The organism is Mesorhizobium sp. M1E.F.Ca.ET.041.01.1.1, from assembly GCF_003997355.1.
Lineage (GTDB): Bacteria > Pseudomonadota > Alphaproteobacteria > Rhizobiales > Rhizobiaceae > Mesorhizobium.
Genome location: NZ_RZSL01000262.1, coordinates 1 through 8,335, shown reverse-complemented (window position 1 = coordinate 8,335; position 8,335 = coordinate 1). Strand labels below are relative to the sequence as shown.

Below are 8,335 nucleotides of genomic sequence, written 5' to 3'. Positions count from 1 at the left end.
ACAATGCGGTGGCGGTTACTTCGCTGGCGTTGGAGCTTTCCGGCAATCCCGGTCTCAATCGCGACTTCCAGCTTGAGAGGCACCATCGCGACACAATCACCGCCCGCTCGCATGCGCCGCAGAACCACATGATCCGCACGATCGCCGCCAAGGCGGCCTTCGGCCGGCATGCTGCGAAGCAAGCTGCTGCACAATCGCAGTTGGCGCCGACGCCCGCCAGGCAGGTGAAGCTCGCAGCGGCCGAATAGCGATCGGGCAGCCGGACTCTACGATCGGAGCTGAATTCCATGACTATCGAACATGTGGACGTGGCCGTAATTGGCGCCGGACCGGGCGGCCTCACCCTCGCCCAGGGCCTGAAGAAGAATGGCATCGGGGTCACCGTCTTCGAGAAGGACAGAGCCCGAGCCGATTACGTCCAGGGATTCAGGCTGCGCATACGCCAGCGCGGCATCGACTCGCTGATCGCCAACCTGCCGTCGGAGCTCTACGAGGCTTTCATCGCAACGCTCGGCCGCGCGCCCGACTGCAACCTCCTGCTAGACGAGAATTTCCAAATCCTGGGCGACAACGCCTGGGGCGGCGGCAACGCGCTCGGAGAGGCGGACGACACCCACATCGAAAAATCCGTGAGCCGCATCACGCTGCGCCAGATCCTGCTCAGTGGCCTCGACGGCATCGTACGCTACGGCAAGGTCTTCTCGCGCTACGAGGAGCAACCGGACGGTTCGGTCGTCGCGCATTTCGAGGACGGCAGTTCGGTCCACGCCGACGTTCTGGTCGGAGCCGACGGCGCGAAGTCGCGTGTGCGCCGGCAGCTCGTTCCGCAGGCGCAGAGCTTCGACACGGGCGTGAGGCGGCTTGCCGGCAAGATGACGCTTCATGCGGCCGCGCTTCACCAGATCTCTCACTTGCTGCTCGATTACAATGTCGGGATCCGGCCGCACGCCGGCCACAGCCTGATGGTAACGAGCCACCGCGTCGACCCGGCGGCACACCGGAAATACGGGCTGATCGGCCTGGACGACCCGACGCACAAGGACATCTCCGGCTTCCACTTCAACAACACGACAAGCTACGTCTGGTGGAACACCGCCTATGGCCAGGACGAGCTTGCGACGGACGCCGAATTGGCGAAGCTGTCAGGTGAGCAGCTTCTCGATCTGCTGCTCACGAGGATCGGCCGCTGGCATCCCGAAATCGTGAAGCTCATCCGTTACACCGATCCCTCGACGGTGGCGCTGCTGCACGTACATACATCGCGGCCGGTCGACCCGTGGCCGACGCGTCGGGTCACGCAGCTCGGCGACGCCATCCACGCGATGACCTACTTCCGTGCGCTCGGCGGCAACACAGCGATCTTTGATGCCGGGCTGCTGGTGCCGGAGCTGGTCGCGGCCAAGCGTGGCGACAAACCGCTGCTCGACGCGCTTGCGCACTACGAGGCCAGGATGTTGGAGCACGGCGCCGAGGCAGTGCGCTCGTCGCTGACGGCCATGCAGAGGAATGTGCTCGCCGGCCGCCGGCATCAGCCTCAAGCAGCCGAATGAGCCCCGAAGAACGAAAGAGAAGCTCACCATGAGTGAAAAACGTCAGCTGCGGCTCGGTGCCTTCATGCGTCCGGTGAGCCTTCACACCGGCGCCTGGCGCTACCCCGGCGCCTATCCCGACGCCAACTTCAACTTCGAGCACCTCAAGACCTTCATCCGCAAGCTCGAGCAGGGCCGCTTCGACGCCTTCTTCATGGCCGACCACTTGGCCGTGCTCAACATGCCGGTCGAGGCACTGAAGCGCAGCCACACGGTGACGTCGTTCGAACCGTTCACGCTGCTTTCGGCGCTCGCCGTGGTAACCGAACGCATCGGCCTCATCGCGACCGCCTCGACGACCTTCGACGCGCCCTACCACATTGCCCGGCGTTTCGCCTCGCTCGACCACATCAGCGGCGGCCGCGCCGGCTGGAACATCGTCACGACCTCCAATCCGGACGCGGCGCTCAACTTCGGGCTGGACGAGCATATGGAGCACGGCGAGCGCTATGAGCGAGCACGTGAGTTCTATGATGTGGTCACCGGCCTGTGGGATAGTTTTGCCGACGACGCCTTCGTGCGCGACGTCGAAAGCGGCCTCTACTTCGATCCCGACAAGATGCACGTGCTTGGCCACAAGGGTGAGCATCTGTCGGTGCGCGGGCCACTCAACATCGCTCGCCCGCCGCAGGGCTGGCCGGTCATCGTCCAGGCCGGCGCCTCCGAGCCCGGCCGCCAGCTCGCCGCCGAGACCGCCGAGGCGGTGTTCGCAGCAACGCCCGACCTCGCCGCCGGCAAGCGCTTCTACGCCGACGTGAAGGGACGCATGGAGAAGATCGGACGCTCGCGGGACGAGCTGAAGATCCTGCCCGGCGCCTTCGTGGTTGTCGGCGACACGGTCGAAGAGGCCCGTGCAAAGCGAGCGAAGCTCGACAGCCTCGTCCACTACGACAGCGCTATTGCGTCGCTGTCGATCGCGATCGGCCACGATGCATCGGGCTTCGATCCAGATGGTCCGATGCCCGAGATAGCCGATACGAACGCCAGCAAGAGCAGCCTGGAGCGGGTGGTCAGCCTGGCACGTCGCGAGGACCTCACAGTTCGCCAGCTCGCGCAGCGGCTCGGCGGCTATGCGGGGCTCGCCTTCGTCGGCACGCCCCAGACCATTGCCGACGAAATGCAGCAATGGCTGGAAGAGGAAGGCTCTGACGGCTTCAACGTGATGTTCCCTTATCTGCCCGCGGGCCTCGACGAGTTCGTCGACAGGGTCGTTCCCGAGCTGCAGCGGCGCGGCATCTTCCGGCGCGAATATGAGGGCAGGACGCTGCGCGAGAATCTCGGGCTGAAGCGGCCGGCAAACCGCTTCTTCAGCTGAGCCGCGCGTGCCTTATCGAGAACCCGATGTCCCCGCCCATCACTTCGGTCCGTTCCATCACCATTGTCGGCGGCGGTTTCGCCGGCGCAACGACGGCGATTAAGCTGCTCGATAGCGCGAGCGAGCCGCTGGCGATCACCATCGTCGAACGCCGCGCCGAGCTTGGCCGCGGTGTCGCCTACAGCACCGCCGATCCCGAGCACCTGGTCAACGGCGCCGCCCGCATCTTCTCCCTGCATCCCAACGATCCGGATCATCTTGTGCGCTGGCTCTCCGAGAATGGACCGGCGCTTGGCTGGACACCGCCCGACGATGTGCACGATTCCAGCCCGCCTCGCTGGCTCTATGGAACCTACGTCCAGTCCGAGCTCAACCGCGCGATCGATGAAGCCGGACAACGCGCGACCTTTCGCCATGTGAAGGCGTCGGCGACAGAGGTGCTGGTCGGCCCGCACGGCGTCTGCGTCGGCAGCAGCGACGGCCAGCAGATCGTCTCTACCGAGGCCGTGCTCGCCACCGGCGTGTTCCGCTCGCCGCTGCCGCCGACGGAAGCTGCGGTCGCCAACCACCCTAGGTATGTCGAGGATCCCTGGAATGCCGCCGCGCTCGACCGGCTCGCCGGCCGCGAGAAACTGCTGCTGATCGGCTCCAGCCTCAGCATGGTCGACGTGGTGGCGAGCATGGAGGCGCGCGGCTTTAAGGGCAGCTACCAAGTGGTGTCACGGCGAGGCCAGATCGTGGAGAGAAGACGCAACACGGAGCCGTGGCGCGATTTCCTCGCGGGGCAGCCGCTGCCGAGGACAGCGAAGGCGCTGCTCGCTGCGGTCAAGGCGGAACGCCGCGCGATCGCCGCCGCCGGGCTCGACTGGCAGGGCCTGCCGATCGTGCTTCGCCCGACGATCGTGGCGTTGTGGCAAGGCGCGTCGGACGAGGAGCGTCTTCGTTTCGCCCGCCATCTGCGCGCTGTCTGGGACGTCACCGCGCATCGCGCGGCGCCGCCTTCCCATGACCGGCTTGCGCGAGCGCAAGCTCAAGGCCGATGGAGCGGAGCGGCCGGCCGTGTCCTCGGCCTTCAGCCCGACGGCGACCAGATCGTCTCCGAGATACGCTGGCGCCGCACCGGCATCGTCGAGCGGCTACGCTTCGATGGCGTCGTGAACTGCCGCGGCCACCAGGAGCATAATTGGCGACGCATCGCCGACCCGTTCGTCGAAAGCCTGCTGGAGACCGGTGTCGTGCGCCCGCATTCGACGGGCTTCGGCATCGATGCCACGGCCGACGGCAAGGTCATCGGCGCCAATGGCCGCGTGCACGGGAATGTCTTCGCGATCGGCCATCCGCTACGAGGTGTCGCCTGGGAATCGAGCTCGATCGGCGAGCAGCTGGGGCAGGCGATCGCGCTGGCCAAACTCATCCTCCAGCCCCACGTCGCGCTACGCCCGCTGGCGTGATCCGGCTGCGGGTCGTCCGTGTCGAACAAAGTCAAACCGGAGGCATGAAAAAAAGGGCCGCAACGGATGCGGCCCAGTTCCCGCGGTTGGGTGTCTCAGGCGTTAGGGTCGAGCCAGATTTGGCCAAAGCTGTTGTTGATGCCTTCGGCGCCAGGGGCGAAATTCCTCACCTTCTTGTTGGCAACGATCTGTGCGCCGGCGGCGACGAGATCGACCGAAACCACGTCCTCGTGGATGATATGCTGGAACTTGTACCAGAGCTCGCGACGCTTGGCCTCGTCGGGCTCGATCGCCGCCGCCTCGAGGATCTGGTCGACCTCCGGGTTGGCATAGTGGCTGGCATTGGAGAAGACGAGGCCGATCTTGAAATTCTTCGACCAGTAGGCGCGCTGTACGCCCAGCGTCGGATCGAACGTGTTCGACAGCGACTCGACAACGATGTCCCAGGCGCGGTCGGTGTAGACCGTCTTGAGGAACGTCGCCAGGTCGAGCTTGAGGATCTCGGCGTCGATGCCCACGACTGCGAGCTGCTGCTTGATGAAATCGGCATAGGCCGGCGTGAGAAACGCGTTGTAGGCGAGCCGTAGCTTGAATCGGATGCCGTCAGCGCCGCGCGGATGTCCGGCGCTGTCGAGAAGCTGCTCCGCCTTGGCGGTGTCGTATTCGCGCGCCTTGATGCTGGGATCGTACCATTTCGGCAGTGCCGTGCTCACCGGGCTCGGCGAGACCTGGGCGTAGCCGTAGAGCGCGATCTCGACCAGCTTCTGCAGATCGATCGAGTGGGCGATTGCGAGCCGCACGTCGCGCTTGGTCAGCTTCTCGTTTTCGTAGTTGAAGAACAGCTGCTGCTGCGGGCCGGAATAGGCATAGGTCTTCGTGTCGACGACCAGGTTCGGATTGGCCTTCAACCGCTCGATGTCGGCGAGCGGTACCGGGTTGGCGCCGATGTCGATCTCGCCGGTCTCGAGCGCGGCCGCGCGCGCCGAAGGATCGAGGATGACGCGCAGCACGACACGGTCGAGATAGGGTTTCGGCTTGTCCCAGTAGTCGGGGTTGCGATCGAAGATCAAATGGCTGCCGGGCACCCATTCCTTGAGGATAAACGGCCCCGTGCCGATCGTCTGCTCGAGCTTCGGCTGTTCTTCCGGCTTGAAGGTCTCGTAAACGTGCTTCGGCACGATCGGCGATTCGGAGCTGCTGACGGCCGTGATCAGGTAGGGCGCCGGCTTGGACAGCACGATGATGGCGGTGTGCGGATCCGGCGTCTCGACGGCAGTGACGTTCTGGTAGGTGATACGGCCGCGCGGATGCGCTTCCTTCAGCCGCAGGATCGTGAAGGCCACGTCCTCGGAGGTGAAGTCCTTGCCGTCGTGCCACTTCACGCCCTCGCGCAGCTTGAAGGTGTAGCGCAGACCGTCATCGCTGATCGACCATTCCGTCGCGAGCAACGGCTGCGCGTTGAGGTCGTAGTCATAGGTGAGCAGGCCCTCATTGACCTTCGGTCCGATCGCCTGGCCGGTGCCCGAGGTCGTGTTGATCGCGATCAGCGAGGACGGATCGGGATAATAGGCCCAATTGAGCGTGCCGCCGGCGACGGGAGCTCCCTCGGCGGCAACAGCAACGGACGCACCGCCCGGCAAGGCGAAGCTCGCCGCTCCTAGAAACAGCAGCTGGTTGAATTGGCGGCGATCGAGGGACATGGCTTCTTGCTCCGGAAACAGCACCGACTGGTCCCGCAAGCCGAACGCCGCGGGTAAGCGCGAATGTTCCTCGCGAGGCCGCGGAAGCGGAAGAACGATTTTCTTTGGCGGCGTGAAAGCGGCGCTTCGCGGACGACGCAAATCAGGCCGAGGGATAATTTCTACAAGTTTTGTAGACATTTCGATTTCGTAGATTTCCGTTCCGGTCGATGCGCCCGCTCCGGCAAATGAATTTGCGACCACTCTCCCCCGCGCAAAACCCGCTCTCGCCGCGCTTCCCGTCAGTGTGTTGAATGACGCCATGGGTGTTTCGACCGGCACGAGAGCAAAGAGATTGCAGCCGAGCCTAGCGAGGCTGCCACCGCTGACGTCTTTGCGGGCGTTCGTTGCCACCGCTCGCCATTTGAGCTTCATGCGCGCGGCCGATGAGCTGCACGTGACCTCGACCGCCGTCGGTCAGCAGATCCGCCTGCTCGAGGACCACCTTGGCGTGACGCTGTTCGACCGCGACCGCGGCCAGCTCCATCTCACGGCAGCCGGCCGTGCGTTGATGCCCGGCCTCACCGAGGCGTTCGAAGTCGTGGTGGAGTCCGTATCGCAGGTCGCCAGTTATCCCGACGACTCGCCGATCCGCGTGTCCGTCGCGCCATCCTTCGCCAGCAAATGGCTGATCCCGCGCCTCGACGGCCTGCGCGAGGCTGTGCCGGGGATGGACGTGCTGGTCGACGCGTCGGCACGGCTCGCCGATCTTGCCAGCGAGGACGTCGACTGCGTCATCCGCTACGGCCCGGGCGGCTATCCGGGGCTGGTCACGGAGCGGCTGTTCTCGGAGGCGGTGCTGCCGGTGTGCAGCCCGGAATTTGCACGCGATCATCAATTGCATCGTGGGCCCGAGGCCTTGCGCGGCGTTCCCATCCTTCACGAGGAAGGTCCGGAGCACGACACGAGCTGCCCGGACTGGAAAGGCTGGCTGCGTGCGCAGGGTCTGTCCAGTCGGCTGGTCAAGGGCGGCATCAGGCTCAGCCTGTCTTCACTCGTTCTCGACGCGGCGGTAGCCGGCAAGGGGATCGGCCTCGGCAAGCTCAGGCTCGCGGAGGGCGACCTCGCCTCGGGGCGGCTGGTCAGCCCGTTCGGCACGCCGCATTCGGTCGAGTTCTCGTATTTCTTCGCGACCACGCCGCACAAGGAGAAGCTCGCAGCCGTGGAGCACTTCCGCAACTGGCTGCGGGCCGAAGCGCTGCGTTCGGGCGGACTGGACCTGCCGCCGCAGCTGCCCCACCAGCAGACGCGCCTGTCGATCGTCGCGGCAGAGTAGACGAGAAGCCCTCCTCTTCGGAGTCTCAGCTCAGCTTGAAGCCCAGCTCCTTCAGCGTCGGCCCAAGGCGCTCGCGTCCCCTCAGCGTTTCGACGCTGCCGATGCGGTTCGCAACCTGCAGCGTCCAGTCGATCGCCGGCATGCCCTGTTCCTGCTGGAAGGTCCGCAAGGTCGCGTTGTAGGCGGCCAGATCCTGATCGTTGAGCCCGGGCCGGTAGCGCTCGCGATGCAGAACGGTCTCTTGCCCGAGCCGTGGCTTGACGTCGCTCGCGCCGGCCGGATCGGGATAGCCCACAGTCAGCCCGAACACCGCGAACGCTTCGGGCGGGAGGCCAAGCTCCTCGGCCACCTCGGCGGGACGGTTGCGCATCGCGCCGATGTAGCAGGAGCCGAGGCCAAGCGAGTCGATCGCGACGACTGCGTTCTGGGCGGCGAGTGCGGCGTCGATCACGGCGAGCAGAAGGCTCTCTTGGTAGTCGAGGCCATCGCCGCGGCAAACGGACAGGCAGGCGATGGCGCGCAGCCGCGACAGGTCGGCGAGCCAGACGACCAGCAGCGGCGCTTGCTCGATGTGCCGATTGGTCGCCGCCAGCTCGGCGAGACGTGCTTTGCGGTCAGGATCTTCAACCGCGACGACGCTCCAGGCCTGCAAGTTGGATGACGTCGGTGCCGACTGCGCAGCGGCGACGATAAGCTCGAGCGTGCCGTCCGGCAGTTCTTTGGGAAGATAGGCGCGCGTGGTTCGGTGCGAGAGAATGGCGTCCAGCGTCTGGTTCCAGGCAGACACATCGGCGCGCTGTGGGGAGCGATAACGCCGCGCAACCGCGGCTTCCGGGTCGCCGCCGTTTTCCATTGCCGCTGACGTCATCCTGTGCTCCCCGGACATAGTTGCTTGAATTGGAATAGGTCACGTCAGTAGGGCATGGGGTGGGCTTTGTAGGTTTCGCCGATGCGGGCCAATGTAT

The 8,335-nt window shown here is 65.3% G+C and carries 6 protein-coding genes and 1 pseudogene; 5 read left to right on the top strand and 2 right to left on the bottom strand.

Features of this window, described 5'->3' with window-relative positions:
• The 4 genes and pseudogenes from EOA38_RS40465 to EOA38_RS20545 all read left to right on the top strand — a co-directional run.
• Positions 1-248: pseudogene (locus tag EOA38_RS40465) on the top strand (hypothetical protein); the annotation flags it as partial.
• Between the two features lie 39 nt (positions 249-287).
• A complete protein-coding gene (locus tag EOA38_RS20555) occupies positions 288-1,550 on the top strand; it encodes an NAD(P)/FAD-dependent oxidoreductase (protein ID WP_127300090.1) in 1,263 nt (420 codons plus the stop codon).
• A gap of 28 nt (positions 1,551-1,578) precedes the next feature.
• The gene (locus EOA38_RS20550) at positions 1,579-2,904 is read left to right on the top strand and encodes an LLM class flavin-dependent oxidoreductase (protein ID WP_127300089.1); all 1,326 of its coding nucleotides are present in this window, start codon (positions 1,579-1,581) and stop codon (positions 2,902-2,904) included.
• A gap of 26 nt (positions 2,905-2,930) precedes the next feature.
• The gene (locus EOA38_RS20545) at positions 2,931-4,355 is read left to right on the top strand and encodes an FAD/NAD(P)-binding protein (protein ID WP_127300088.1); all 1,425 of its coding nucleotides are present in this window, start codon (positions 2,931-2,933) and stop codon (positions 4,353-4,355) included.
• Positions 4,356-4,450: 95 nt separating this feature from the next.
• On the opposite strand, the gene EOA38_RS20540 is transcribed toward EOA38_RS20545, so the two are convergent.
• Entirely contained in the window at positions 4,451-6,055 is a 1,605-nt protein-coding gene (locus EOA38_RS20540; RefSeq protein ID WP_127300087.1) for an ABC transporter substrate-binding protein, read from the bottom strand.
• A gap of 301 nt (positions 6,056-6,356) precedes the next feature.
• Between EOA38_RS20540 and gcvA the strand changes: the two genes are divergently transcribed.
• A complete protein-coding gene (gene gcvA / locus EOA38_RS20535; RefSeq protein WP_127300086.1) occupies positions 6,357-7,370 on the top strand; it encodes a transcriptional regulator GcvA in 1,014 nt (337 codons plus the stop codon).
• A 25-nt stretch (positions 7,371-7,395) separates the two neighbouring features.
• Here the strand turns inward: gcvA and EOA38_RS20530 are convergent, their stop codons facing one another.
• Positions 7,396-8,238 (bottom strand): NADPH-dependent oxidoreductase, encoded by an 843-nt coding sequence (locus EOA38_RS20530; RefSeq protein WP_127300085.1) that lies wholly within the window; start codon positions 8,236-8,238, stop codon positions 7,396-7,398.
• Between the last annotated feature and the right edge of the window lie 97 nt (positions 8,239-8,335).